Annotated in this window: 24 protein-coding genes; 2 read left to right on the top strand and 22 right to left on the bottom strand. The window is 72.2% G+C overall.

From position 1 onward, the window contains the following. Window positions 1-2: 2 nt before the first annotated feature. From dprA to ACF1G2_RS12450, 15 genes are all read right to left on the bottom strand, one after another. The gene (dprA, locus tag ACF1G2_RS12380; protein ID WP_391798231.1) at window positions 3-1,166 is read right to left on the bottom strand and encodes a DNA-processing protein DprA; all 1,164 of its coding nucleotides are present in this window, start codon (window positions 1,164-1,166) and stop codon (window positions 3-5) included. Then, window positions 1,163-2,776, bottom strand: a complete 1,614-nt coding sequence (locus ACF1G2_RS12385) for a YifB family Mg chelatase-like AAA ATPase (RefSeq protein ID WP_391798232.1) — start codon at window positions 2,774-2,776, stop codon at window positions 1,163-1,165. The genes dprA and ACF1G2_RS12385 overlap by 4 nt, the downstream gene beginning before the upstream one ends. After that, a complete protein-coding gene (locus ACF1G2_RS12390) occupies window positions 2,776-3,252 on the bottom strand; it encodes a YraN family protein (protein ID WP_391798233.1) in 477 nt (158 codons plus the stop codon). Before ACF1G2_RS12390 ends, ACF1G2_RS12385 begins: the two co-directional genes overlap by 1 nt. A 121-nt stretch (window positions 3,253-3,373) precedes the next feature. Then, window positions 3,374-3,682 carry a DUF2469 domain-containing protein gene (locus tag ACF1G2_RS12395; protein WP_005311352.1) on the bottom strand — a complete coding sequence of 103 codons (309 nt, stop codon included), beginning with the start codon at window positions 3,680-3,682 and terminating at the stop codon, window positions 3,374-3,376. Between the two features lie 55 nt (window positions 3,683-3,737). Then, window positions 3,738-4,274: an NUDIX hydrolase gene (locus tag ACF1G2_RS12400; RefSeq protein ID WP_391798559.1), complete on the bottom strand. Its 537-nt coding sequence runs from the start codon at window positions 4,272-4,274 to the stop codon at window positions 3,738-3,740. A gap of 44 nt (window positions 4,275-4,318) precedes the next feature. Further along, the gene (gene lepB / locus ACF1G2_RS12405; protein WP_391798234.1) at window positions 4,319-5,080 is read right to left on the bottom strand and encodes a signal peptidase I; all 762 of its coding nucleotides are present in this window, start codon (window positions 5,078-5,080) and stop codon (window positions 4,319-4,321) included. Between the two features lie 63 nt (window positions 5,081-5,143). Beyond that, the gene (gene lepB, locus ACF1G2_RS12410) at window positions 5,144-6,097 is read right to left on the bottom strand and encodes a signal peptidase I (RefSeq protein WP_391798560.1); all 954 of its coding nucleotides are present in this window, start codon (window positions 6,095-6,097) and stop codon (window positions 5,144-5,146) included. Next, window positions 6,012-7,070: a signal peptidase I gene (gene lepB / locus ACF1G2_RS12415; RefSeq protein WP_391798235.1), complete on the bottom strand. Its 1,059-nt coding sequence runs from the start codon at window positions 7,068-7,070 to the stop codon at window positions 6,012-6,014. Before lepB (ACF1G2_RS12415) ends, lepB (ACF1G2_RS12410) begins: the two co-directional genes overlap by 86 nt. Continuing rightward, the gene (gene lepB, locus ACF1G2_RS12420; protein WP_391798236.1) at window positions 7,063-7,824 is read right to left on the bottom strand and encodes a signal peptidase I; all 762 of its coding nucleotides are present in this window, start codon (window positions 7,822-7,824) and stop codon (window positions 7,063-7,065) included. The genes lepB (ACF1G2_RS12415) and lepB (ACF1G2_RS12420) overlap by 8 nt, the downstream gene beginning before the upstream one ends. Window positions 7,825-7,895: 71 nt before the next feature. After that, a complete protein-coding gene (gene rplS, locus ACF1G2_RS12425) occupies window positions 7,896-8,246 on the bottom strand; it encodes a 50S ribosomal protein L19 (RefSeq protein ID WP_315893860.1) in 351 nt (116 codons plus the stop codon). A gap of 130 nt (window positions 8,247-8,376) precedes the next feature. Further along, window positions 8,377-9,198: a tRNA (guanosine(37)-N1)-methyltransferase TrmD gene (gene trmD / locus ACF1G2_RS12430; protein WP_391798237.1), complete on the bottom strand. Its 822-nt coding sequence runs from the start codon at window positions 9,196-9,198 to the stop codon at window positions 8,377-8,379. Beyond that, entirely contained in the window at window positions 9,198-9,806 is a 609-nt protein-coding gene (gene rimM / locus ACF1G2_RS12435; protein WP_391798238.1) for a ribosome maturation factor RimM, read from the bottom strand. The genes trmD and rimM overlap by 1 nt, the downstream gene beginning before the upstream one ends. A gap of 85 nt (window positions 9,807-9,891) precedes the next feature. Next, the gene (locus ACF1G2_RS12440) at window positions 9,892-10,131 is read right to left on the bottom strand and encodes an RNA-binding protein (RefSeq protein ID WP_005311361.1); all 240 of its coding nucleotides are present in this window, start codon (window positions 10,129-10,131) and stop codon (window positions 9,892-9,894) included. A 2-nt stretch (window positions 10,132-10,133) separates the two neighbouring features. Then, window positions 10,134-10,574: a 30S ribosomal protein S16 gene (gene rpsP / locus ACF1G2_RS12445; RefSeq protein WP_260227749.1), complete on the bottom strand. Its 441-nt coding sequence runs from the start codon at window positions 10,572-10,574 to the stop codon at window positions 10,134-10,136. 179 nt (window positions 10,575-10,753) lie between these two features. Beyond that, window positions 10,754-11,347, bottom strand: a complete 594-nt coding sequence (locus ACF1G2_RS12450; RefSeq protein ID WP_391798239.1) for a hypothetical protein — start codon at window positions 11,345-11,347, stop codon at window positions 10,754-10,756. A gap of 380 nt (window positions 11,348-11,727) precedes the next feature. Here ACF1G2_RS12450 and ACF1G2_RS12455 point away from each other — a divergent pair, with 380 nt between their 5' ends. Continuing rightward, a complete protein-coding gene (locus ACF1G2_RS12455; protein WP_391798240.1) occupies window positions 11,728-12,477 on the top strand; it encodes a class I SAM-dependent methyltransferase in 750 nt (249 codons plus the stop codon). Between the two features lie 326 nt (window positions 12,478-12,803). On the opposite strand, the gene ftsH is transcribed toward ACF1G2_RS12455, so the two are convergent. From ftsH to ACF1G2_RS12485, 6 genes are all read right to left on the bottom strand, one after another. After that, window positions 12,804-14,726 (bottom strand): ATP-dependent zinc metalloprotease FtsH, encoded by a 1,923-nt coding sequence (gene ftsH / locus ACF1G2_RS12460; RefSeq protein WP_391798241.1) that lies wholly within the window; start codon window positions 14,724-14,726, stop codon window positions 12,804-12,806. Window positions 14,727-14,865: 139 nt separating this feature from the next. Next, a complete protein-coding gene (ffh, locus tag ACF1G2_RS12465) occupies window positions 14,866-16,419 on the bottom strand; it encodes a signal recognition particle protein (RefSeq protein WP_391798242.1) in 1,554 nt (517 codons plus the stop codon). Window positions 16,420-16,651: 232 nt separating this feature from the next. Beyond that, a complete protein-coding gene (locus ACF1G2_RS12470) occupies window positions 16,652-19,108 on the bottom strand; it encodes a [protein-PII] uridylyltransferase (RefSeq protein ID WP_391798243.1) in 2,457 nt (818 codons plus the stop codon). A gap of 26 nt (window positions 19,109-19,134) precedes the next feature. Continuing rightward, on the bottom strand, window positions 19,135-19,473 hold the full coding sequence (locus ACF1G2_RS12475; RefSeq protein ID WP_101390346.1) for a P-II family nitrogen regulator: 339 nt from the start codon (window positions 19,471-19,473) through the stop codon (window positions 19,135-19,137). Further along, window positions 19,470-20,816: an ammonium transporter gene (locus ACF1G2_RS12480; RefSeq protein ID WP_391798244.1), complete on the bottom strand. Its 1,347-nt coding sequence runs from the start codon at window positions 20,814-20,816 to the stop codon at window positions 19,470-19,472. Before ACF1G2_RS12480 ends, ACF1G2_RS12475 begins: the two co-directional genes overlap by 4 nt. A gap of 404 nt (window positions 20,817-21,220) precedes the next feature. After that, window positions 21,221-22,696, bottom strand: a complete 1,476-nt coding sequence (locus ACF1G2_RS12485; protein ID WP_391798561.1) for a hypothetical protein — start codon at window positions 22,694-22,696, stop codon at window positions 21,221-21,223. A 418-nt stretch (window positions 22,697-23,114) separates the two neighbouring features. Here ACF1G2_RS12485 and ACF1G2_RS12490 point away from each other — a divergent pair, with 418 nt between their 5' ends. Beyond that, on the top strand, window positions 23,115-23,768 hold the full coding sequence (locus ACF1G2_RS12490) for a bifunctional DNA primase/polymerase (RefSeq protein ID WP_391798245.1): 654 nt from the start codon (window positions 23,115-23,117) through the stop codon (window positions 23,766-23,768). Window positions 23,769-23,834: 66 nt separating this feature from the next. Here ACF1G2_RS12490 and ftsY read toward each other — a convergent pair whose 3' ends face one another. Further along, window positions 23,835-25,061: a signal recognition particle-docking protein FtsY gene (ftsY, locus tag ACF1G2_RS12495; RefSeq protein ID WP_391798246.1), complete on the bottom strand. Its 1,227-nt coding sequence runs from the start codon at window positions 25,059-25,061 to the stop codon at window positions 23,835-23,837. Between the last annotated feature and the right edge of the window lie 9 nt (window positions 25,062-25,070).

Consider the following 25,070-nt stretch of genomic DNA (forward strand, 5'->3'; position numbering starts at 1 on the left):
GGTCACGTACCGCCTCGCCGCACATTCGCCCCTTCCGTGGCGGTGTTCGTCAACCGCCAGTCGTCTCCTTGCCGTTCGACGAACCCCAGGGAGTGCAGTTCGTAGAGTCGGGCGAGGGTGTCGTCGGTGGACGAGCCGGCCCGGTCGCCGATCGTGCTCACGGGTGCGGGGCGCCCCGCGGGCATGGCTTCGAGGACGCGGGCGGCGTCGGGGCCGAGGAGGTCCCTGGGCAGGACGGGTCCGCGCCGCGCCGGGGCGAGTTGACCCATGTCCCCGACGAGTTCGATCACTTCGGCGGCGTCGGTGACGAGGGTGGCCTCGCCGCGCAGGAGTTCGTGGACGCCCGCGGAGAGACCGCTGGTGACGGCTCCGGGGACGCCCATGGTGTGGCGGCCGAGCCGTGCTGCGGAGCGGGCGGTGACGAGGGAGCCGCTGCGGTACTCGGCCTCGACGACGACGGTGCCACGGGTCAGGGCGGCGATGACCCGGTTGCGGAGGATGAATCTGCTGGGCGTGGGGTGACTGCCGGGTGGCAACTCGCCGATGACGAGTCCCTGTTCGGCGATGCGTCCGATGAGTCCGGCATGGCCGCGGGGGTAGGGGACGTCGACGCCGCAGGCGAGGACGGCGACGGTGGCGCCCTGTGCGGCGAGCGCTCCCCTGTGGGCGGCGCCGTCGACACCGAAGGCGGCGCCGGAGACGACGACCCAGCCCTGTTCGGCGAGTCCGGAGGCGAGCGTGGTGGCCATGTGGGCGCCGTAGGGGGTGCAGGCACGGGCGCCGACGACGGCGACGGAGCGCAGCGCCCAGGCCCTCAGGTCGGCGGGGCCCCGGATCCAGAGCCCGACGGGCCGGGCGTCGCCGAGGTCGTCGAGCTGGCGGGGCCACTCCGCGTCGCCGGGAACGACGAGCCGGCCGCCGTGCGCCTCGGCGGTCTCCAGGTCCCGCCGCGGTTCCACGGCCGCGGCCCGGCGCCGCCACCCGTCGACCCGTTTCTCCCCGGTGCCGGGAAACAGGGCGCCCTCCTGGGCGCCCGCCGGGTCCCGCAGCCGCTCCAGGAACCCCGGGGCTCCGTACTCCCGCAGCCACCGGCCGGCGTGGGTGTCGCCGGGTTCGACGGCACGGGTGAGGGCGGCGCGGGCGAGGCGTTCGTCGTCGGAGGTCATGCGCGGCCCCCCGCCCCCACCGCTACGCCCCGGGCGATGCCGGTACGCAGTTCGAGGGCGAGGTCGACGTCCTGGGCGTCGGGCCGGTCGTGGCCCGCGAGGTCCGCGACGGTCCAGGCGACGCGCAGGACCCGGTCGAGGCCACGGGCGGTGAGCAGTCCGCGCTCGATGTCCCGCTCCGCCGCGGCGAGGGCTCCGGGACCGACGAGGAAGCGGGTGCGCAGTTCGTGACCCGGCACCTCGCTGTTGACGGTCCAGGGGGTGCCGGCGAGCCGGGCGGCGGTGCGGGCACGCGCCTCGCGGACGCGGTCGGCGACGGTGGCGGTGGGTTCGCCGCGTCCGCCCTGGCCGAGAAGGTCCGAGCGGGTGACGGGTTCGGCTTCGACCCGGAGGTCGATGCGGTCGAGGAGCGGACCGGAGAGCCGGGCCTGGTAGCGGCGGATCAGGGAGGCGGGGCACTCGCAGCCGGCGCCGTGCAGGGTGTGCCGTCCGCAGGGGCAGGGGTTGGCGGCGAGTGCGAGCAGGAAGCGGGCGGGGAGCCGGACGACCCCGGCGGCGCGGGCGACGACGACGTGCCCGGATTCGAGGGGCTGCCGCAGGGCGTCGAGCGCCTTTCCGGAGAACTCCGGCGCCTCGTCCAGAAAGAGCACTCCGCGATGGGCGAGGGAGACGGCGCCGGGGCGTGGGAGTCCGTTGCCGCCGCCGACGAGTGACTGCATGGTCGCGGAGTGGTGGGGCGCGCAGTAGGGGGCTCGCCGGACGAGCGGTTCGCCGGGCGGGAGGATGCCGGCGACGGAGTGGACGGCGGTGACTTCCAGGGACTCCTGGCGGGTGAGGGGCGGCAGGATGCCGGGGAGCCGTTCGGCGAGCATGGTCTTGCCGGCGCCGGGCGGCCCGGAGAGCAGCAGGTGGTGGCTGCCCGCGGCGGCGACTTCCAGGGCGCGGCGAGCGCCGTGCTGGCCGGCGACGTCGGCGAGGTCGGGTCCGTCGAGCGGGTCGGCGGCGAGGCCGGTGCCCACACCGGCGCCGGGGACGAGGAGTCCGGCGAGCATGGCGTCGGGGCGCCCCTCCTCCGCGGGTTCCTCTTCGGGGACGGGTTCGTCGGAGAGGACGGCGATGAGCTGCCGCAGGCTGCGTACGCCGAGGACGGAGACCCCGGGGACGAGCGCGGCTTCGCCGACCGTCTGTTCGGGGACGACGACCTGCCGGTAGCCGGCTTCGGCGGCGGCGAGGACGGCGGGCAGGACACCCCGTACGGGCCGGACGCGGCCGTCGAGGCCGAGTTCGCCGATGAGGACCAGGTCGGCGATGCCCCGGGGGTCGATCCGCTCGGCGGCGCCGAGCACGGCTGCCGCGACGGCGAGGTCGAATCCGGAACCGCCCTTGGGGACGGAGGCGGGGCTGAGTCCGACGGTGAGCTTCTTCTGGGGCCATTCGGCGTCGGAGTTGACGATGGCCGCCCTGACGCGGTCGCGGCTCTCGGTGAGGCTCTTGTCGGGCAGCCCGACGAGGGTGAAGGCGGCGACTCCGGCTTCCAGATCGGCCTGGACCTCGACGACGACTCCTTCGACCCCGACGAGGGCGACGGAACAGGTGCGGGCGAATCCCATCACGCCACCCCCTGGGCGTGGGTGACGACCGGGGCACCCCGACGGGGCAGGACGACACCGACGAGGTCGATGCGGACGCCGCCGTCGGGCGGTGGTCCGCCGTGGCGGTCGAGCCAGCAGGCCGCGAGGCGTTTGAGCCGGTCCGCCTTGGCGGGGGTGACGGCGGCCATGGGGTGCTCGAAGGCGCCGTCCCGCCGGGTCTTGACCTCGCACACGACGACGGTGTCCCCGTCCCGGGCGACGATGTCGATCTCTCCGGTGCGTCCGCAGCGCCAGTTCCGCGCGAGGATGCTCATCCCGGCCTCGGTCAGCCTGCGGACCGCGAGCTGCTCGCCGTACCGCCCGAGGGCGTTCCTCGGGTTCGCGGGGCTCGACGCCCCCGGCCCGCTCGGCGTACTCGTCGTGCCCGTCGTGCCCGTCGTACCCGGCGTACTACTCGTCGTGCTCGATGCGCTCGATGCGCTCGGTGCGTTCATCGGTACCACCTCCGGCACCGACTGTGACGCCTCGCCACGTTCCGTGTGCGGGCCGGTGGACGACCGAGCGCCTGTGGAAAACCTCGTCACTCGTCCGGGTGGATCACACCGGGCCGCGGCATCAGCTGCCAGGGAGCTCCAGGTCGCTCTTGTTGAGCTCCTCGATGTTCACGTCCTTGAACGTGAGGACGCGAACCTGCTTGACGAACCTGGCCGGCCGGTACATGTCCCAGACCCAGGCGTCGGCCATGGACACCTCGAAGAACACCTCGCCCTGGACCGAGTGCACCTGCATCTCGTAGTCGTTGGTGAGGTAGAAGCGACGCTCGGTCTCGATCACGTATTTGAACAGCCCGACGACATCGCGGTACTCCCGGTAGAGCTTCAGCTCCATCTCGGTCTCGTACTTCTCGAGGTCCTCGGCGCTCATGGCATGTTCCCCTTCAGCCGTGCGTCCACCTATTGTGCGCCAGCCGCTCGTACCGTTAAGCGATTTCCGGGGCGAGCACCACCGGTGAACTCGGCGGTCCCTCGTCGAGCAGCCTGTGCAGCAGCTCGGCGAGTCTGGTCGGGTACACCGTCTCACGCGCCGCCGACAGTTCGGCGGAGGTCCACCACCTCAGCCCCGAGACACTGCGCTGCTCCAGCTCGGTGAGGCCGCCCGGGGCCGTCACGGTCTGCCTGGTTCGTGCCAGGTAGTACCACTCGTCCTGGTGCCAGCGCCGTCCGTCGAACGGGAACGAGCAGAGCCGCTGCCAGAGGACCGGACCCAGTTCGACGTCCGTGATCCCGGTCTCCTCGGCCAGCTCGCGCAGCACCGCCTCCTCCCGGGTCTCGTCGCCCTCCAGACCGCCACCGGGCGTGAACCACCAGGTCTGGGCCGGGTCCTCCGGCTCGTACCCGTGCATGAGGAGGATGCGGTCGTCGGGGTCGAGCAGAACGACCCGCGCCACCCGGCGCAGCTCCCGCCCGCCGAGCCCGAACCGGTCCGATCCACGGGCCGGGCCCTCCGTACCCGCCACGCGGCCACCGTCTCCACTCGTCACGTGGGCTCCGCCTCCACCCGTCACGCGTCCACCGTCTCCCTGCCCTGCGACCGGTCTCCCCGGCGGCCCGCGGACCGTCCGCCCACCAGCCGCGCCACCGGGCCGTACGCGGCCCCGGCAAGGATCAGTACACACCCGCCGACGATCGCGTAGAAGAGCGGCTCGACCGGGCCGCGCTCCGAGACCCCGCCCGGCAGCGCCGCGAAGGCGGTGGGACGCTCCACGAGCTCCGTCCCGGGCCAGGCGACGGCGTCCACCCGCGCGGTGACCGCGGAGCTCGGCACCGAGCCGTGACCCGCCTCCTCCAGGTGGGTCCTGGAGTCGAGGGAGTTGTGGCGCTCGTCGCCGAGCAGGAAGAGCTTCCCCTCCGGCACGGCCGCGGAGAACTTCTGCCCCGAGGCGGGGGCGCCGGGCCTGGTGTACGGCTCCTCGATCGGCTTGCCGTCCACCGTGAGCCGCCCGTCCTTGTCGCAGCAGGCGACGGTGTCGCCGCCGACGCCGACGACCCGCTTGACCATGGGGACGTCGCCCCAGAGCGGGTCGTTGAAGATCACGATGTCGCCGCGCCGTACCTCGTCGCCGTCGATCCGCTGCGCGAGGACCTTCGACCCGACGGCCAGGGCCGGCGTCATCGAGTCGCTGGGCACGCTGTACGGCTGGTAGACCACGGCTCCCCAGCCGAAGCCGCCGAGGAACAGCACACAGCCGACGGCCACGACCAGCCCCGACAGCACGCTGCCGAGGCGGCCGCGGCCGCCTTCCGTACGTATGTTTCCGCTCATCCCAGCGCTCCCCACCTCGAAGGTCGGTTCGACGATCTGGGACGGCACCCTACCCGGGCGCCCCTACTCGGCGGTACGCCGAACGGTGAGCCTCTTCCGGCGCCACAGCACCAGCGGCAGCGCGCCGGCCAGACCGGCCGCACCGGGGGCGACGGCCAGCGCCTGGCTGAGCCCCGGCTGGGCGAAGGTCTCCGGCACGGGCAGCGTCGACCAGCGGGTGACCGGCCAGGCCACGAAGACGGCGCGGCCCACGACCTGGTCGTTCGGGACGGTGCCGCCGCCGGCGAGGTTCTGGTGGTAGCGGGAGTCCAGCGAGTTCTGCCGGTTGTCGCCCATCACCCAGATGCTGTCCTTGGGGATGGTGATCGGCCCGAAGGGCTTGTCACCGCAGGGCGAGGAGCCGGGGTAGATGTACGAGGTCTCCTCCAGCGCCTTGCCGTTGAGGATGACCTTGCCGCCCTCCTTGCAGGAGACCGTGTCACCCCCCACCGCGATGACCCGCTTGATCAGGTCCTTCTCCTCGGCGGACGGCATCAGGCCGATGAAGGAGAGGAACTCCTGGAGCACGTTCGGGTCGGGGGTGGGCTCGCCCTCCAGCCAGCCGCCCGGGTCGTGGAAGACGACGACCTCGCCGCGCTCCGGCTCGGAGCCGAACCACGGGGTCAGCTTGTCCACCAGGACCCGGTCGCCACGCTGCAGCGTGTTCATCATCGAGTCCGAGGGGATCGAGAACGCCTGCACCAGGAAGGTCTTGATCAGCAGCGCCAGCAGCAGCGCGATGCCGATCAGCAGCGGCAGTTCCTTCCAGAAGGAACGCGGCTTCCTGGGAGCGTCGTCGGTGTCCCCGTCCTCGCCGGCCTCGCCGCCCTGTCCGGTGCCGTCGGCTTCGGCCGCGCCGTCCTCGGGGTCGGCGTCCGACCGGCCACCGGAGTCATCCCTCATGGCCACCGACGACTCGGCGAGGCGCTCGGGCCTCTCCTCGGGATCGTCGTGTCCGGATCGTGCGCCGACGGCCACATCCCCCACATCCACTCCTCAGTCCGTGCATATGCCCGCCCCAGAACAGGGACAGGCCCACCACTCCCATAACGAGCGGGAGTTCCGCAGGGGTCGGGAGCCAGGGCAATCCGTTCAGATTCCGCGAAGACACACTATGCGACACACCGCCGGCGGACACAGCTCCCGAACGACCGTCCGGTACGGCCGCAAACGTGTCCGGCTCCTCCAGGCGCCGCCAGTGGCTCACCGGCCAGACGATGCCCACCGCGCGGCCGACGACGTCGTCGACGGAGATCGTCCCCTGGTCCTTCTCCTCCAGGTGGAAGCGCGAGTCGGCGGAGTCCGAGCGGTGGTCTCCCAGCACGAAGATCCGGCCCTGGGGCACCGTCACCTTGAACTTGATCTTCGAAGGCTCGTTGCCGGGGTGCAGGTACGGCTCGTCGAGCGGTACGCCGTTGACCGTGACCCGCCCGTCCTTGTCGCAGCAGGCGACGGTGTCGCCGCCGACGGCCACCACCCGCTTGATCAGGTCCTGTTCGTCGGCCGACGGCAGCAGTCCGATGAACGTCAGGGCCTGCTTGACCTGCTTGACGCCGACCGGGTCGTCGGCGGGCGGCCCGGCGTCCTGGAGCCAGTTGCCGGGGTCCTTGAAGACGACGACGTCACCGCGCTGCGGGGTGGAGCCGAACCAGGGGGTGAGCTTGTCGACCACGACGCGGTCGTCGATCCGGATCGTCTGTTCCATCGAGCCGGACGGGATGACGAACGCCTGGACCAGGAAGGTCTTCAGGACGAGCGCGATCAGCACCGCGACCATGACGAGGAGCGGGATCTCCTTGACGGCCGAGCGCTGCCGCCGGCGCTTGACCTTGCGGGCGAGCCTGCGCCGCTCCGCCCGCCCGGGCATCGGACGGCCGCTCACGGTGGGCCGCGTGCCGGTGGGCAGCGGGGTGTCGGCGCGGTGCCCGGCCGCCCTGCCGCGGTTACCCATGACCGCCTGCCGCGGGAGCGGGTACGCCCTCGAAGGCGCCGGTCTCCGGCACACCGGACCAGCGGCCGAAGGGCCAGCCGATCCAGTCGGCGCGGCCGATCACCTGCTCGACGGGCACCACGCCGCCGCCCGGCTGACCGAGGTGGTCGCGGGAGTCGCTCGACTGGCTGCGGTGGTCGCCCATCACCCACAGGGTGCCCTGCGGTACGACGATGTCGAAGGGAACCTTCGACGGCGCGTCGCCCAGTTGGACGTACCACTCCTCGACGGGAGTGCCGTTGACGGTGAGCCGGCCGTTCGCGTCGCAGCAGACGACGCGGTCGCCGCCGACGCCCACGACCCGCTTCACGAAGTCGGTCTCGGCGGGCTCGGCGAGGCCGAGGGCCGCGGCGGTGCCGTGCAGGAGCCCGGTGACCGGATTCTCCTCGGGCACCTCCTGGAGGAACGATCCGGTGCCGTCGAAGACGACGACGTCCCCGCGGCGGGGCTGGTCGCCGAACCGGTACGCCAGCTTGTTCACCAGGATCCGGTCCCCTACCTGGAGCGTCGGCTCCATCGAGCGGCTGGGGATCAGGAAGGGCTGCAGCACGAAGTGACTGAGGAGCAGCAGGAAGAGAACACAGACGCCGCCGAGGACCCCCGTACGGCGCCAGGACCATCTGGACCGACCCGGCCCGGATATACGCGCGGAGCGCGACCGCTCCTCCGTCTCGGAGGAGCGGTCGCGCTCCGTGTGCTGTGCTTCGGTGTCCATCGAGGGCAGAGCCTATCCGGCCACCCTGTGAGTCAGTGCTCCGAAGCCCCGCGCGAACGGTGAGCCGGAGCTCAGTTGTCGCGCTTCTCCTTGATCTTGGCAGCCTTGCCGCGCAGCTCACGCAGGTAGTAGAGCTTGGCGCGACGAACGTCACCGCGGCTGACGAGCTCGATCTTCTCGAAGATCGGGCTGTTCACCGGGAAGGTGCGCTCGACGCCGACGGAGAACGAGACCTTGCGGACCGTGAAGGTCTCGCTGACGCCCGAACCCTGGCGGCGGATGACGACACCCTTGAACTGCTGGATACGGGAGCGGTTGCCCTCGATGACGCGCACGTGGACGTTCACGGTGTCGCCGGGACGGAAGGCGGGGAGGTCGGAGCGGAGCGAAGCCGCGTTGACCGAGTCGAGCAGGGAGGCCATGGTGGTCTCTTTCCTCGCCGATGCCACAGGTCATCAGCGGAACGTTCGAAGAAGACGGTGAAGCGCCGTGCGTACCGGGCGGGCGTCGTCCCCCTGTGGCAGGGGCGCTCGTCGGACACACAGCAGCGGCCTATTCTTCCACGGCGTCGGCCCTGCGCCAAAATCGGCCGCCGGGCTCCGGGGCCCAGCCCAGCAGGGAGAGCATCTCCCGGTCCTTCTTGTCGAAGGCGGAGGGGTCGCAGCGCTCGATCAGGTCCGGCCGGTTCGCCGCCGTCCGCCGGAACGCCTCGTCGCGGCGCCAGCGGGCGATCTTCCCGTGGTGCCCGCTGAGGAGTACGTCGGGGATGGCACGGCCCCTCCACTCGGGGGGCTTGGTGTAGACGGGGCCTTCGAGGAGGTTGGCCATGGCGCCGGGGGCGAAGGAGTCGTCCCGGTGCGACTCGGCGTTGCCGAGGACGCCGGGCAGCAGCCGCGCCACGGCCTCGGTGACGACCAGGACGGCGGCCTCCCCGCCGGCCAGGACGTAGTCGCCGATGGAGACCTCGTAGACGGGCATCCGGGTCGCGTACTCGTCCACGACCCGCCGGTCGATGCCCTCGTAGCGGGCCGGCGTGAAGATCAGCCAGGGACGCTCGGAGAGCTCGACGGCGAGCTCCTGGGTGAAGGGGCGGCCGCTGGGCGTGGGGACGACCAGGACGGGTCCGTGGGCGCCGGCCTCGAAGCCGTCGGCGAGGGTCTGGTCCAGGGCGTCGCCCCAGGGGTCGGTCTTCATGACCATGCCGGGGCCGCCGCCGTAGGGCGTGTCGTCGACCGTGTTGTGCCGGTCGTAGGTCCACTCCCGCAGGTCGTGGACGTGGACGTCGAGCTGTCCACGCGCGCGTGCCTTGCCGACCAGGGAGACGTTCAGCGGCTCCAGGTACTCGGGGAAGATCGTGACGACGTCGAGCCGCATCAGGACTCTTCCTCGCGGGAGTCGCGGGACCCGCCGGACTCGGCGGACCCGGCGGCTTCGCCGGGCTCGTCGGAATCGCGGGAGGAGGCGATCTCGGCGCGGTCGTCGATCAGCCCGGGCGGGGGCGCGATGACGGCCCGCTGCAGCTCCAGGTCGATCTCGGTGACGATCTCCTCGACGAAGGGGATCATCAGCTCGGTGCCGTCGGGCCGCTCGACGATGAAGAGGTCCTGCGACGGCAGGTGGGAGATCTCGGTGATCCGGCCGATCTCGGTGCCGTCGGCGAGCACGACGTCCAGGTCCATGAGCTGGTGGTCGTAGTACTCGTCGTCCTCCTCGGGCCGCTCGTCGGGGTCGACGTCGGCGATGAGCAGGGTGTTGCGCAGGGCCTCGGCGCCGTTCCGGTCGCGTACGCCCTCGAAGCGGACGAGCAGGCGACCGCTGTGGACGCGGCCGGTCTCGATGGTCAGGGGTCCCGCGGAGGCGGGATCGGTGAGCAGGACCGCTCCGGGGCTGAGCCTCAGCTCGGGCTCGTCCGTCCGTACCTCGACGGTGACCTCGCCCTTGATGCCGTGGGCGCGGCCGACCCGCGCGACTACCAGCTGCACGACTTCATTCTCTCCTGTCCGACGACGACGGGCCGGGGCGGACCCGAAGGCCCTCCCCGGCCCGTGCCGGTGTGTCCAACTTGCTTCAGCGGACCTGGTCCACGTCGACGAGGTCGACACGGATGCCACGGCCGCCGATGGCGCCCACGACGGTACGCAGCGCACGTGCGGTGCGGCCGTTGCGGCCGATCACCTTGCCGAGGTCGTCGGGGTGGACCCGGACCTCCAGCACGCGGCCACGGCGCAGGTTGCGCGAGGCGACCTGCACATCGTCGGGGTTGTCGACGATGCCCTTCACGAGGTGCTCGAGAGCCTCCTCGAGCATGCTCAGGCCTCGGTCGACTCGGTGGACGCGGCCTCGGCCTCGTCCGCCTTCTTGTCGGCCTTCTTCGCCTTCGGGGTGATGGCCTCACCCTTGGCGTCGTCGCCCTCGAGGGTCTTGGCGAACGCGTCGAAGGAGGCGCGCTTGTCCTCCTTCGTCGCCGGCTGCAGCAGCGGCGCCGGGGCCGGGAGGCCCTTGTGCTTCTGCCAGTCGCCGGTGAGCTTCAGGATGGCGAGGACCGGCTCGGTCGGCTGGGCGCCGACGGACAGCCAGTACTGCGCGCGGTCCGAGTCGACCTCGATCTTCGACGGGTTGTACGTCGGGTGGTACAGACCGATCTCCTCGATCGCACGACCGTCCCGGCGGGTGCGGGAGTCGGCGACGACGATGCGGTAGTGCGGCTGGCGAATCTTGCCGAGGCGCTTGAGCTTGATCTTGACTGCCACTGGAGTGGTGTCTCCTGGTCTTGACGTGGTTGGGCACATGAGATGCCACGTGGGGTTGCGGTACTCGGGTGCCCGATGGACGCGTCAGCCGGAGGAGAGAGGGGTCCTGTGCGACTGTCGAGTACAGCTAGCCATTGTGCCACACGCCCGTGGCGCCCCTGACCCGGGCGGGTCAGGGGTCAGCCGGCCGCGCCCACCGATTCCGGGATACGGAAGGGCTTGCCGCAGCCTCCGCAGACGATCGGGGCCTGGGCGAGCACCGAGGGGACCACGCGCACGTTGCGGCCGCAGTCGCAGACGGCCTTCACGCGCACTCCGCCGCCGGAGGAGCCGTGGCGGGCGGCGGGGCCGCGGAAGGAGCGCTTGGTGTCCGAGGCCGTCGCGACGGTGTGGGCCTTGAGGGCCCGCTGCAGCCGCTCCATCGTGGGCCTGTACCGCCGCTTCGCCTCGGGGTTGAGCGTGACCAGGGAGAAGCCGCTGCTGGCGTGCGGCTCCTCGGGGTGGTCCAGGCCCATCTCCTCGGCGATCGCCAGGAATCTGCGGTTGTGGTAGCGGCCGGCGCGTGAGGTGTCGCGGACACCTCGGGCGGCGGCGATGCCGTGGACTGCCTCGTGGAGCAGCCGTTCGAAGGAGAGCTCGGCGCCGCAGGCGGACGACGACTCTCCGATCAGGGACTCGGGCGCGGCAAGATCGGGCAGTTCGGGGTGGTGCCGCTGAATGTCGGCCCACGCCTGTGCCAGCTCTGCGGCGAGAACAGGTGGTGTCGTGCTCACGTCGCGTACAACGAGCCGACGCGCTCCCGGGTTCCATTCCGGGGCATCCCAAATATTTTGCACGTACCCGTCAGTTGCCCTTGATGTGTCCGGACGAGGGTCAGTGCGTCGAACTGCGGAGAAGCCGCGCAGCTCGCGTCAAGGTGGTGCGTAGCGGCGCATACGCCCCGGCGCGTAGAGGTGGTGTACGCGCCCCGGGGGTCGATGCACGGACAGTACCGGTTCGGGCGTCAAGTCGGCGCACCGCCCCCTCCCCGAAGGGGAAGTGGTGCGGCGCGAGCACTGGACGCGGGCACGGATCGGCAGTTCCCTGACATACGGGGGATGCGGGCACCTGCTTCACGGGGGCTGTCGACCAGGCACTGATTGGGGCGCTTTCCATGACACCTACGCTCGTCCCGCACCACCCCGCGCGCGACTGGGCCGAGATCCAGGAACGCATGCTCGTACCGCTCTACGAGGCGGTGTACGACCGGCTCGAGGTGGGCCCCGGCTCACGGGTCCTGGGGCTCGGCTGCGGATCGGGCCTCGCGCTGCTGATCGCGGGCTCGCGCGGCGCGCGGGTCACCGGCGTGGACCGGGACCACGCGCGCGTGGAGCTGGCGCGCGAGCGGATTCGGGAGGAGACGGGGCACACGGTCGTCGAGGGCGGCCCGGCGGACGTCGGCTCTGTGTCCCACGAGCCGTTCGACGTGATCACGGCCTTCCACGCCTCGGCGGAACGGGGGCGGGACCTCGCGGGCGTCACCCATCTGGCCCAACCGGGTGCGGCCGTCGTACTGGCGGGCTGGGGGCCGCCCGAGCGGTGCGCGACGGCATCGGTGCTGAAGGTCGCGGCGCGGCTGACGGGCTGGCGTCCGGCGTTCCGCGACGACCTGGAGGACGTGGTGGCGCGGGCGGGTCTGAAGCCGGACGGCTCGGGCCGGGTGTCCTGCCCGTTCGGCTACGCGGACCCGGACAGCGCGGTACGGGGCCTCGTCTCGACGGGCGACTTCGACGCGGCGATCCGCGCGACGGACCCGGACCAGGTCGAGAAGGAGATCACGGAGGCTCTGCAGCCGTACGTCCGCCACGACGGCACGGTCTGGATGCCGAACGTCTTCCGCTACCTGATCGCCCGGGTGCGGTAGCCCTCACCGGGCGAGGCGCGGCCGCCCTCCGGCCCGCCCAGGACCGGCCGCCGGTCCGGACGCGGCTCCGGGCAGGGCACCACCGTCGAGTCCGCCGCCACCGCCAAGGCCGAGGCCCGAGCCCTGGAGGCCACCTCCCTCGCCGACGTCACCGCCCCCGCCGAGCAGTGCCTGCTCGGCGGACTCGGCGCCGCCCGGCACGGACGGGCCCCGGGCGCCCGGGACGGGCGACCGACCGATGTCCGGGGCCAGGGCTCCGGGCCCGCACTGGACCGGGGCCCGTGCCGGGCGACCGGCCGGAGGAGCCCGTCGGCACGGGCCGTGCGTCAGGAGTCCTTGTTCAGGCGGGTGATGCCCGCGGCGCGGTACGCGGCGGCCTCCTCCAGGGTCTCGTTCGCCAGGAGGGCGGTCGCCAGGGCGTCGAGCTTCTCGCGGTTCTCACGGAGTTGGCGGACGGCGCTCTCGTAGCACTCGTCGACGATCCGGCGCATCTCCTCGGCCACCATGTCGAGGGTCGCGGGGGCCGCCGAGAGGCCGTACGCCTGCTGCGCGTCCCCGGGGATGGCCGTGAGGCGGCCGACGCGCTCGCTCATGCCCCAGCGGCCCGCCATGCCGCGGGCGATGTTGGTGACCTGCTCCAGGTCGCTCTCCGCGCCCGTGGTGACGACTCCGAAGACGACCTGCTCGGCGGCCATGCCGCCGAGCGCGCCGATGATCCGGCCGCGCAGGTACTCCTCGGTGTACGCGTACTTGTCGGCGTCCGGCGTGGAGAGCGTGACGCCGAGAGCGCGCCCGCGCGGCACGATCGTGATCTTGCGGACCGGGTCCGCGCCGGGCTGGAGCATCCCGAGCAGGGCGTGGCCGCTCTCGTGGTACGCGGTGCGGCGCCGCTCCTCCTCCGGCATCACCAGCGGCCGCTCGGCGCCGAGCTGGACCTTCTCCAGGGCGTCGGACAGGTCGGACGCGGTGACCGCCTTCTGCTGCCGCTTGACGGCCAGGAGCGCGGCCTCGTTGGCGAGGTTGGCGAGTTCCGCGCCGGTCATCCCCGGAGTCGTCCGGGCGACCTGGACCAGGTCGACGTCCTGGGCGAGCGGGATGTCCCGGGTGTGGATCCTGAGGATGGCCTCGCGGCCCCCGCGGTCGGGAGGGTTCACGTGCACGATCCGGTCGAAGCGGCCGGGCCGGGTGAGCGCCGGGTCGAGCACGTCGGCGCGGTTGGTCGCGGCGAGGACGATGACGCCCTCCGAGCCGGTGAAGCCGTCCATCTCCGTCAGGATCTGGTTGAGGGTCTGTTCGCGCTCGTCGTGGCCGCCCATGCCGGAGCCGCCGCCCCGCGCGCGGCCGATGGTGTCGATCTCGTCGATGAAGACGATGGCCGGGGCCACCTTGCGTGCCTCGGCGAAGAGCTCGCGGACCCGCGAGGCCCCGACGCCGACGATCATCTCGATGAACTCCGACGCGGAGGCGGAGAAGAACGGCACGCCGGCCTCCCCGGCGACCGCCCGGGCGAGGAGGGTCTTGCCGGTGCCGGGCGGTCCCGCGAGGAGCACGCCGCGCGGCATCTTGGCACCCATGTCGCGGTATGCGGTGGGATTCTTCAGGAAGTCGACGACGTCGTTGAGTTCACCCTCGACCTCGTCGATCCCGGCGACGTCCTCGAAGGTGGTGCGCCGGACGCCGGCTTCGAGCTCGACGGGTCTGGGCGGGGCCTTGCGGCCGAGCATGCCGCCCGCCCCGCCCATCCCGCTCATCCGGCGGGCGATGAAGATCCACAGCGCGACGAGCAGCAGCATCGGCGCGAGCGCGATCAGCAGGTTGGCGAGGAAGCTGCGCTCCTGGACGACGGGCTCGGCGGTGACCGTGACGCCCTTCGCGGTCAGCTCGTTCCAGAGCTCGTCGTCGGCGAACGCGGGCCGCTGGGTGACGAACTTGGAGTAGTCGCCCTTGTCCCCGTTGGGCAGCGGCTGCTTGTTCTTCAGCTCGCCCTGGATGGCGTCGCCCTTGGAGTAGATCTTGGTGACGTTGCCCGCGTTCACCTGCCTGCTGAACTCGGTGTACGAGATCGTCGGCTCGTCGCCCCGGTTGAAGAACGACAGCACGAGGTTGGCGATGAGGTAGACGACCAGGGCGGCGAGGACGAGCCCACCCCACCCGCCGGGCATCTTCCTCTTCGGCGGCTGCGGCGGCGGTGCCCCTTCCGAGCGCCAGGGCTGATCGGTCCGGTCGCGCGGAGGTACGGAGTTGGGCACGCTGCTCTCCTCACACCGACGGTCGGGCCCGGCCCCCAGTATCGAAAGGCCGGACGATCCCGGCATGTCAGGCGGGGTGAAGGAGTGAAAAGGGGCCCGGAGCGGTTTCACACCGCTCCGGGCCCCTTCGGGAACCTGCTCAGCCCATGAACTTCTTGAACTCGTCCGGCAGCTCGAAGTCGCCGGGGTTCTGCCCGGGCGCCGGGAGGCCGAACGCCCCGCCCTGCTGCGCCTGCTCGCGGCGGGCCTGGGCGGCCTCCTCCTCGGCCTTGCGCTTCATCGGGTTGCCGCTCTTGCGCTTGCCCTTGGCCTGCTTGATCTGCTTCTTCTGACGGCCGGGGCCGCCGCCCATGCCCGGGATGCCGGGCATGCCCGGCATGCCGCCGCCCTGGGCCATGCGGGACATCATCTTGCGGGCCTCGAAGAAGCGCTCGACGAGCCCCTTGACCGCGCTGACCTCGACGCCGGAGCCCTTGGCGATACGGGCGCGGCGCGAGCCGTTGATGATGGTCGGGTCCTGGCGCTCGCCCGGCGTCATCGACTTGATGATCGCGGCCGTGCGGTCGACGTCCCGCTCGTCGATGTTGTTGATCTGCTCCTTCATCTGCGCCATGCCGGGGAGCATCCCGAGCAGCTTGGAGATGGAGCCCATCTTGCGGACCTGTTCCATCTGGGCGAGGAAGTCGTCGAGCGTGAACTCCTGGCCCTTCTTGGACGCCAGCTTGGAGGCCATCTTGGCGGCCTCTTCCTGGCTGAAGGTCTGCTCGGCCTTCTCGATGAGCGAGAGCATGTCGCCCATGCCGAGGATGCGGGACGCCATGCGGTCCGGGTGGAACGCGTCGAACTCGTCCAGCTTCTCGCCGTTGGAGGCGAACATGATCTGGCGGCCGGTGACGTGCGCGATGGAGAGCGCGGCACCGCCTCGGGCGTCGCCGTCGAGCTTGGAGAGCACGACGCCGTCGAAGCCGACGCCGTCGCGGAAGGCCTCGGCGGTGTTGACCGCGTCCTGACCGATCATGGCGTCGACGACGAAGAGGACCTCGTCCGGGCTGACGGCGTCGCGGATGTCCGCGGCCTGCTGCATCAGCTCCTGGTCGATGCCGAGGCGGCCGGCGGTGTCGACGATGACGACGTCGTACATCTTGGTCCGCGCGTACTCGATCGAGTCCTTCGCGACCTGGACCGGGTCACCGACGCCGTTGCCCGGCTGCGGGCCGTAGAACGCCACGCCCGCGCGCTCGGCGACGACACCGAGCTGGGTGACGGCGTTGGGGCGCTGGAGGTCGCAGGCGACGAGCAGCGGGGAGTGGCCCTGGCTCTTGAGCCAGAGGCCGAGCTTTCCGGCGAGGGTGGTCTTACCGGCGCCCTGGAGACCGGCGAGCATGATCACGGTGGGCGCGGTCTTGGCGAACCGCAGGCGCCGGGTCTCGCCGCCGAGGATGCCGATGAGCTCCTCGTTGACGATCTTGATGACCTGCTGGGCGGGGTTCAGCGCCTGGGAGACCTCGGCGCCGGCGGCCCGCTCCTTGACCTGCTTGATGAAGGCCCGGACGACGGGCAGCGCGACGTCGGCCTCGAGGAGGGCGATCCGGATCTCGCGCGCGGTGGCGTCGATGTCCGCCTCGGACAGGCGGCCCTTGCCCCGGAGGTTCTTGAATGTCGCTGCAAGGCGGTCGGAGAGGGTATCGAACACGGCGGTCGCGGATCCTCGGTGTCGGGGGCAGGCGGACAGATTGCCCTCAAGGGTATCTGGCCGCTCGAAGGACGTGCCCCCGCCCGCCGAATCCGGTGGGCGAGGTCACGGGAACCCCCGCGGGTGCGGGGAGCGGACTTCGGCACCGGTGGCCCGGCCCTGGGCCGGAGGCCACCCCCGCACGGGCGGGGACCGCCCCGGCTCACCGACCGGCGTGTCCCCGTGTCACGGATCACCTCAGCGCCTTCTCCAGCGCCTTCGCCACGTCCGCGGCCTCCTCCTCCGCCAGGAGGGAGCCGTCGGGGCGGGTCACGTACAGCGTGTCCACCGCGTTCGCGCCCAGGGTCGAGACGTGGGCGCTCCTGACGCGCACCTCGGCGCCCTCCAGCGCCCGGCCGATGCGGTGGAGCAGCCCGGGGGCGTCCTGGGCGCGGACCTCGATGACGGTGGCGAGCCGGGAGTCCGCGGCGGCGACGGTGACGCGGGGCGGCGGGGCGGTGAGGCCGCGCCGCCGGGGGTAGGCGGCGTCGCGTTCGGCGAGCCTGGCGGGGATGTCGAGGCTCCCGTCCAGGGCCCGTACGAGATCGGCGCGGAGCCGGGAGGCCTGCGGCAGGGAGCCGTATTCGGCGGCCACGCGCCAGTTCAGGACCAGGACGGCGCCGGCGCCGGCGCCGAGCGGGGTGGGGAGCTCGACGGCGCGCAGGTCCGCGGCGCGCACGGTGAGCCGGTGCAGCGCGAGGACGCCGGCCGCGGCGGGCAGGACGCCGGGCTGGTCGGGCAGGGCGATGAGGAGTTCGACGCCCACCGGTTCCGGTTCGCCGTCCTCGGGGGCGCTCTCGGGCTGGGTGTGCAGGGCGAGGACCGGCTCTCCGGTCCGCAGCGCCTCGATGGCGAGACGTTCCTGTTCGGCGCTGGTCGCGGCGGGCTCGGGCTCCGCCACGGGCTCTCCGGCGAGGACGGCCCCGACCCGTTTGACGAGGTCGGCGACGAGGGAGGCGCGCCAGGTGGACCAGGCGGCCGGGCCCGTGGCCAGCGCGTCGGCCTCGGTGAGGGCGTGCAGCAGTTCCAGGGCCCCGGCGGTGCCGACGGCGGAGGCGACGGCCTCGACGGTGGCGGGGTCGTCCAGGTCGCGCCGGGTCGCGGTCTCGACGAGCAGCAGGTGGTGGCGTACGACGGTGGCGACGACGGCCACGTCGGCGCGGTCGAAGCCGATCCGGGTCGCGAGGTCGCGGGCGATGGTCTCGCCGGCCACGGAGTGGTCGCCGGGCCAGCCCTTGCCGATGTCGTGCAGGAGCGCTGCGACGAGCAGCAGGTCGGGCCGGCCGACGCGGCGGGTCAGCGAGGAGGCCCGTACGGCGGTCTCGACGAGGTGCCGGTCGACGGTCCAGGTGTGGACGGGGTTGCGCTGCGGGCGGCAGCGGACGCGCTCCCAGTCGGGCAGGAGCCGGGTGACGAGGCCCTCGGCCTCCAGCGCCTCCCAGACGGGCACGGTGGGCTCCCCCGCGCCGAGCAGGGTGACGAGCTCCTCGCGCGCCTCGGCGGGCCAGGGCACCGGCAGAGGCTTGGCGGCGGCCGCCAGGCGGCGTACGGCGTGGAGGGAGAGCGGGAGCCCGGACTGGGCGGCGGCGGCCGCGGCGCGCAGAGGCAGCACGGGGTCGCGGTCGGGCTTGGCGCTGAGGGCGAGGACCGCCTCGCCGTCCATCTCGACGACGCCTTCGGCGAGCGGGGTGCGTTCGACGGGCGGCCTTCCGCCGCCCGAGCGGCCGCCCAGGAGGCCGCGGAAGCGGGGGCGCGCGGAGCGGGCCTTCAGGACCCGGTTGACCTCGCGCCAGGTGACGTCGGTGGCGTAGGAGACGATCCGCGCCGCTTCGTACACCTCGCGGAGCAGGGTGTCGGCGTCGAGGAGGCCGAGCTCGTCGGCGACGGCGTCCTGTTCCTGGAGGGCGAGCCGGTCGGTGGCCCGTCCGGTGGTGAGGTGGAGCGCGTCGCGGGCGTCGAGGAGGCGGCGACGGGCCTCGTCGAGGCCCTCGCGCGGGGCGTCGGCGAGCCAGGAGGCGGCGACGGCCCGCAGGACCTGGGCGTCGCGGAGCCCTCCTCTGGCCTCCTTGAGGTCGGGTTCGAGGAGGAACTGCAGCTCCCCCATGCGCTCGGCGCGCTCGCGGCAGAGCGCGTCCAGCTCCGGAAGCCGTTTCGGCGCCTGGTTGCGCCAGTCGGCGAGGACGGCGGTGCGCAGTCCGGCGACGAGCCCGAGGTCGCCGGCGACCGGCCGGGCGTCGAGGAGGCCGAGCTGGACCTTGAGGTCGTCCCCGGCGGTCCTGCGGGCCTCGGCGGGGGTGCGGACGGAGTGGTCGAGGGCGAGGCCGAGGTCCCAGACCGGGTACCAGATCCGGTCGGCGAGGCCGGCGACCGTGCCCGCGTCGGCGGTGCCGTCGTGCAGCAGGAGCAGGTCGAGGTCGCTGCGCGGGGAGAGTTCGCCGCGCCCGTAGCCGCCGACGGCGACGAGCGCCACCCCTCGTGGCGGCCGTGCGGCGGTGAACAGTCCGGCCAGCCAGTCGTCCGTGAGCCGGGCCAGGGCGGCACGGCGCGGCGGCCCGGACCGCCCCTTCTCGGTGAGAAGGCGCAGCCGGGCCGCCGCGTAGCCGCTGGGTCCCGAGTCTTCCGCTCGTGTGCTCGTGTCGACGCTCGTCACCCAGCAGCTCCTTACGTGCTCCGTGCTTACAGTGCGTCCGGACCGCGTTCGCCGGTGCGGACCCGTACGGCGGTCTCGACCGGCACGCTCCACACCTTGCCGTCACCGATCTTGCCGGTCCGGGCCGCCTTGACCACCACGTCGATGAGCTGTTCGGCGTCGTCGTCCTCGACGAGGACCTCGATACGGATCTTGGGGACGAGGTCGACCGTGTACTCGGCACCGCGGTAGACCTCGGTGTGGCCGCGCTGGCGGCCGTACCCGCTGGCCTCGGTGACCGTGAGGCCCTGGACTCCGAAGGCCTGGAGGGCCTCCTTGATCTCGTCCAGCCGGTGCGGCTTCACGACTGCGGTGATGAGCTTCATGCGTCCACCTTCTTGGTCTCCGTAGCTGCCGGGGCGGGCGCGGCGGTGGAGCGCGAGGAGGCGCCGCCGCCGGCTCCGCTGAAGTCGTACGCGGTCTCGGCGTGCTCGACCTGGTCGATGCCGGAGACCTCGTCGTCCTCGCTGACCCGCATGCCCATCGTCTTGTCGATGATCAGCGCGAGGATCGCGGAGGCGATCAGAGAGTAGGCGAGGACGGCGACGACGCCGATGGCCTGCTTGCCGAGCTGCTCCAGGCCGCCGCCGTAGAAGAGGCCCTTGGCGTCGGACTGGACGCCGCCGGTGGCGAAGAAGCCGACGAGCAGGGAGCCGATGACACCGCCGACCAGGTGGACGCCGATGACGTCCAGGGAGTCGTCGTAGCCGAACCTGTACTTCAGGCCGACGGCCATGGCGCAGAGCAGACCGGCGATGGCGCCGATGGCGATCGCGCCGAGCGGGGAGCAGGAGCCGCCGGAGGGGGTGATGGCGACGAGGCCGGCGACCGCGCCGGAGGCCGCGCCGAGGGTGGTGAAGGAGCCGTGGCGGATCTTCTCGTAGAGCAGCCAGGCGAGCATGGCGGCGGCGGTGGCGACCTGGGTGTTGACGAACATCACCGCGCCGACGCCGTCGTCGTTGCCGAGCCACGAGCCCGCGTTGAAGCCGAACCAGCCGAACCAGAGCAGACCGGCGCCGAGCATGACCAGCGGGAGGCTGTGCGGGCGCATCGGGTCCTTCTTGAAGCCGACGCGCTTGCCGATGACGAGGATCACGCCGAGGGCCGCGGCGCCGGCGTTGATGTGGACCGCTGTACCGCCGGCGAAGTCGATGACGCCCATCTCGAAGAGCCAGCCGCCGGCGCCCCAGACCCAGTGGGCGACGGGGAAGTAGACGACGGTGACCCAGAGGGCGATGAAGAGGGCCCAGGCGGTGAACTTCACCCGGTCGGCGAGGGCGCCGCTGATCAGGGCCGGGGTGAGGATGGCGAACATCAGCTGGAAGACGGCGAAGACGTACACCGGGATGGTGTAGCCGTCCCACAGCTCGGTGACGCCGATGCCGCTGAGGCCGACGTACTCGGAGGACCAGCCGATGAGCGATCCGGAGTCGGTGCCGAAGGCGATGCTGAAGCCGTAGAGCACCCAGAGGATCGTGACGATCCCGAGGCTGATGAAGCTCATCATCAGCATGTTCAGGGTGGACTTGACGCGGACCATGCCTCCGTAGAAGAAGGCGAGTGCCGGGGTCATCAGCATGACCAGGGCGGAGCAGATGAGCATGAACCCGGTGTTGGCGGCAGACAGCTCGGGGGCGTCTGCGGCCAGGGTCGTGATGGCTGGTGCCATCGGCGTCTCCTCGTCGTCGGTACGGCCTGTGCGGGGGCGGGGCCGGAGAGCGGCTTGGCCGTGAGGGGTGGCCGGTTATGCGCCAGAGATTCGCGCAGCGCGGTTTCCGCCGATGCCGCCCGATGTTTCGCCGCAGTGACGAAGGGTTGGGGCGTGTTACGCCGCTGTGAACCCCCGGGTCACGGGCGTGTAACGGAGATACGGCCCGGGCCCGCGGCTCCGCGCGGGAGCGGCGCCGGTCCGGGGCACGGAAAAGGGACCGGCCGCGACAGACGTCCCGGTTGTCCTGGCGGCGGGGGAGCCGAGTCGGTCAGTACGGGAACGCTGTCGCGGCCGGGGTCGGGAGGGCCGGAGTCTGGAAAGACCTGAGGCGGGAAAGGCAGGAGGCTGGAGGGGCCGGGTGCTCAGACCGCCTCGGCGGTCTCGGGCAGCAGCGCGGTGAGCCGGTCGGTGAGCTGGACGACCTCGGCGACGTCGCGGAAGTCGCGGGCGGCGGTGTCGACGGTCTTGCGCAGCCGGGTGTTCACCCGCTCGGAGCGGACGCTCCTGGCGACGCCGAGCGCCTTCTCGACCAGCACGGCGGACTGCTCCGGCTCGCGCTTGAGGAGGTGCACGGTGGCCATGCCGATGAGGTTGAGCGCGTACGAACGCTGGTGCTCGGGGTCCTTCTCGAAGAGCGTGACGGCCCGCTCCATGACGGGCTCGGCGAGCGAGGCGTACGTCGGGGAGCGCCCCGCGACGTAGGCGAGGTCCCGGTAGGAGTGGGAGTTCTCGCCGTTGAGTTCCGCCTCGGAGAAGAAGCGGATCCAGTCGGGCTCGGGCTCGCCGTCGAGGCCGACGTCGGAGAAGGTGTCCTCGGCCATCCGTACGGCCCGCTTGCACTTGGACGGCTGCCCCATGTTGGCGTAGGCGCGGGCCTCCATCGCATACAGCATGGCCTGGGTGCGCGGGGTGGCGCAGTCTCGACTGCCGTACTGGGCGAGGTGGATGAGTTCGAGGGCGTCGTCCGGCCGGCCGAGGTGGATCATCTGACGGCTCATGGAGGAGAGGATGTACGAGCCGAGCGGCTTGTCCCCGGCCTCCTTGGCGGCGTGCAGGGCGAGGACGAAGTACTTCTGGGCGGTGGGCTGCAGGCCGACGTCGTAGCTCATCCAGCCGGCCAGCTCGGCGAGCTCGGCCGCGCAGGTGAAGAGGCGCTGGGCGGTGGCGGCCGGCTGGGGCTCCTGGAGCAGGTCGGTGACCTCGTGGAGCTGGCCGACGACGGCCTTGCGGCGCAGTCCGCCACCGCACTGGGCGTCCCACTGGCGGAACATCGCCGTGGTGGATTCGAGCAGGTCGAGTTCGATCGCGGAGAGCTTGACCGGGCGGTGGCCGTCGGCGGCCGGCTCGGCCGGGAGGGGCTCTCCGGGCGGGCTGGGGACGAGCCAGCGCTGCATGGGCTCGATGAGGGAGGGGCCGGCGGCGAGCGCGAGGGAGGTGCCGAGGAAGCCGCGCCGGGCGAGCATCAGGTCGCTGCGGGAGAACTCGCTGAGCAGGGCGACGGTCTGGGGGCCCGCCCAGGGCAGGTCGACTCCGGAGACGGACGGCGCCTGGTGGGCCGCGCGCAGCCCGAGGTCCTCGACGGCCACGACCGAGCCGAACCGCTCGGAGAACAGTTCCGAGAGGATCCGCGGAATGGGTTCGCGGGGCTGCTCGCCGTCGAGCCAGCGGCGGACGCGCGAGGTGTCCGTGGAGATGTGGTGCGCGCCCATCTGGCGCGCCCTGCGGTTCACTTGGCGCGCCAGTTCGCCCTTCGACCAGCCGCTCCGCACGAACCACGAGCTGAGCTGCTCGTTCGGGCGCTTGCCGGCAGTCGTACCGTCTGCGCCGTTGCCGCCCACAGGAACGCCCCCATCCACGTCGAGACTCTGTTGCGCGAACCCCTATCAGAATGCCGTGTCTTGCGGCTCCCGTCCGGAGGTTCCACTCCTTCGAACAGGAAACCGGGTTGCCTCCGGCATACCCACGCGCGCAAGCAACTCCGGGTTCGAGCACCGAAAGTAATCCCACGATCACCCGTCCTGCGAGGCGGATTCAAGAAACGCCACCATTCGCCACCCCTTCGAATGAACTCCCCTGCTGCCGAACACGATTCACTTGACATGCGACGAAACCATGGTCGGCGGACCGTAGCGCGAAGAGGCGCGCGCCACGGTTGCGCACCACCTCGCCCGCGACCGAGCGCCACCCGGGGCGACGGAGCGTGACCGTGGGAATCCGGGTCGTAACCACCGGCGCTTCCGACCCGTTGGAGGGGGCATGGGCTTCACGATCGGCGGCATCCGCGAGATCCGCTCCGGCTCACGTCGCCGCGTCCGCACCTCCGAGTGCACAGCGGTGGCCGAGTACACCGGACTCTGGGGCTGGGACGTCGTCCCCGGCGCGCGCGCCGTCTCCGGCCAGTGCTCCTGCGGCGACGCGACCTGTACGGCTCCGGGGGCGCATCCGCTCTCGTTCGCCGAACCGGTCCGCGCGGGCGCGGGTCTGGACGACGCGACGAAGGCGTGGTCGGAGTACCCCGGCGCCGCGCTGCTGCTGCCCGTGGGCCGGTCCTTCGACGTGATCGAGGTCGCCGAGCCGGCGGGGCGGCGGGCGCTGGTCCGCCTGGAGCGCATGGGCCTGCCGCTCGGGCCGGTCTGCGCGACGCCGACGGGACGGGCGCAGTTCTTCGTCGCGCCGGGGGCTGCGGTGGGGCTTCCTCAGCTGCTGTACCGGATGGGCTGGGACGACGCGGACCTGGACCTGCGCGGCCTGGGGCCCGGCGACCATGTGACGGCGCCGCCGTCGGACCTCGCGGGCCTGGGCCCGGTCCGCTGGCTGCGGCCGCCGACGCTGGACACCGCGGGGGCGCCGCCGGAGGCGCGGCTGCTGCTGGGCGTCCTGGCGTACATCTGCCATCGGACGCACTTCTGAACGCCCTTCCGACACGCGAAGGCCCCGCCGGGGAACCGGCGGGGCCTTCCTGCGGTTTCGGGTGCCTCAGTCCCCGATGAGCGCGTCCACGAAGGCGCCCGGCTCGAAGGGGGCCAGGTCGTCCGGGCCCTCGCCCAGGCCGATGAGCTTGACCGGGACACCCAGCTCGCGCTGGACGGCCACGACGATGCCGCCCTTGGCCGTGCCGTCGAGCTTGGTGAGCACGATGCCCGTGATGTCGACGACCTCGGCGAAGACGCGCGCCTGGACCAGGCCGTTCTGGCCGGTCGTGGCGTCGAGGACCAGCAGGACCTCGTCCAGCGGGCCGTGCTTCTCGACGACCCGCTTGACCTTGCCCAGCTCGTCCATGAGGCCGGTCTTGGTGTGCAGGCGGCCGGCGGTGTCGATCAGGACGACGTCCGCGCCCTCGGCGATGCCCTCCTTGACCGCGTCGAAGGCGATCGACGCCGGGTCGCCGCCCTCGGGCCCGCGCACGGTGCGCGCGCCGACCCGCTCGCCCCAGGTCTGGAGCTGGTCCGCGGCGGCGGCGCGGAAGGTGTCCGCGGCGCCGAGGACGACCGAGCGGCCGTCGGCGACCAGGACACGGGCCAGCTTGCCCGTGGTCGTGGTCTTTCCGGTGCCGTTGACACCGACGACCATGACGACGCCCGGGGTGCCCGGGGCGCTCTCGGTCTTCACGGCGCGGTCGAAGTCCGGGCCGAGCAGGGCGATGAGCTCCTCGCGCAGCAGGCCGCGCAGCTCCTCCGGCGTTCGCGTGCCGAGGATCCGGACGCGCTCGCGGAGCCGCTCCACCAGCTCCTGGGTCGGGGCGACGCCGACGTCGGCGGTGAGCAGGGTCTCCTCGATCTCCTCCCAGGTGTCCTCGTCGAGGTTGTCACGCGACAGCAGCGTGAGCAGCCCCTTGCCGAGGGAGTTCTGCGAGCGGGCGAGACGCGCACGGAGCCGTACGAGACGGCCCGCGGTCGGCTCGGGCACCTCGATCTCGGGCGCGGGCGCCTCGGCGACGACCGGGTCCTCGACGGCGGTGGGGCTTTCGACGGCCTCCTCCGCGGTCGGGAGGTCGACCTCCTCGATGGTGCGGCGTGGTTCTTCCCGCGGTGTCTCCGCCTCTTCGCCGACGTGCGGCTCGGCGGGCGGAGCGGTGATGGTCGGCGTGGCGGACGGCGCCTCGGGCGGCGGCAGCTGCTTCTTCTTGCGGCCGCTGATCACGAGCCCGCTGGTCACGGCGACGGCGACGACCAGGGCGATGACTACAGCAAGAATGAGTTCCATAACGGGTCC

It is taken from the genome of Streptomyces sp. NPDC013457, from assembly GCF_043089925.1.
In the GTDB taxonomy this organism is placed as follows: domain Bacteria; phylum Actinomycetota; class Actinomycetes; order Streptomycetales; family Streptomycetaceae; genus Streptomyces.